The sequence below is a fragment of the Pseudanabaena biceps PCC 7429 genome (assembly GCF_000332215.1).
Taxonomy (GTDB): Bacteria; Cyanobacteriota; Cyanobacteriia; order Pseudanabaenales; family Pseudanabaenaceae; genus Pseudanabaena; species Pseudanabaena biceps.
In genome coordinates this window covers 1-1,163 of sequence record NZ_ALWB01000412.1, presented here as the reverse complement: position 1 = coordinate 1,163, position 1,163 = coordinate 1, and the positions used below count along the sequence as shown (strand labels likewise).

At 45.7% G+C, this 1,163-nt stretch carries 1 pseudogene; it reads left to right on the top strand.

Annotated elements, in window-relative coordinates:
* Nucleotides 1-15: 15 nt before the first annotated feature.
* Nucleotides 16-1,085, top strand: a pseudogene (locus tag PSE7429_RS24025) (IS256 family transposase); the annotation flags it as partial.
* Nucleotides 1,086-1,163 lie beyond the last annotated feature (78 nt).

Genomic DNA, 1,163 nt, shown 5'->3' with positions numbered 1-1,163 from the left:
TATCGACCCATCTAGGGGTACAAGAAGCATGAATCGAAACCAGAAGGACAAAGCAACAGTCGTAACGGCTATAGCCAGAAAAAAGTGCAAGGGGACTTTGGTGTAGCCGAAATCGCAGTCCCGCGCGATCGGCAAGGAGAGTTTGAACCACAACTGGTCAAGAAAGGACAAAATCGACTGTCAGGATTAGACGAGAAGAGCATTGCCTTGTATGCGCGAGGTATGAGTGTCAGGGATATCCAAGCCCAGTTGCAAGAAATGTATGGGGTCGAAGTATCACCAACGCTTATTTCCAATGTCACTGATGAGGTAATTGATGAAGTCAAGCAATGCGCCCTACCGTCCCCTAGATGAGGTTTATCCGATCGTATTTCTGGACTGTCTGGTGATCAAAGTTCGAGACAATGGCCGAGTGATCAATAAATCACTGTACTTTGCCTTGGCGGTGAATATGGACGGGTACAAGGAATTACTGGGTATGTGGATTTCCCCGAATGAAGGGGCAAAATTCTGGTTATCTGTACTCACCGAAATTCACAACCGTGGGGTCAAAGATATCTTGATTGCTTGTGTTGATGGTTTGACTGGGTTTCCTAAGGCACTTGAAACAGTGTTTCCTAAAACTCAGGTGCAATTATGCATTGTCCACATGGTCAGAAACTCGGTTGCTTTTGTCCCTTGGCAACAGCGTAAGCAGGTTTGTGCTGACCTCAAGGCGATTTATGCTGCGGCAACGGAATCGGAGGCAGAGTTTAACCTCGAACTCTTTGCTGAGAAATGGGACAAACAATATCCGTCGATCTCTAAGTCTTGGCGCAGTCATTGGGCGAATATTATCCCCTTCTTTGCTTTCCCCCCTGAGATTCGTAGGGCGATTTATACCACCAAGGCACTTGAGTCGATGAATAGCAGTTTGCGTAAGATGATTAAATCTCAACAGATTTTCCCCTCGGATGAGGCTGCTTTCAAGCTGGTTTATTTGGCAATGCGAAATATCTCGAAGAAGTGGACGAGGCTCCATTCGTGATTGGAAGCCTGCTCTTAATCGCTTTGCCATCCTCTTTGAGGATCGTCTCCACATCTAGCTTCTAGATTTTACACAAAATGTTTGACACTCTCGTTTACCAGATTCTGGTACTTTGATTTCCTGTTCAAATCTTACG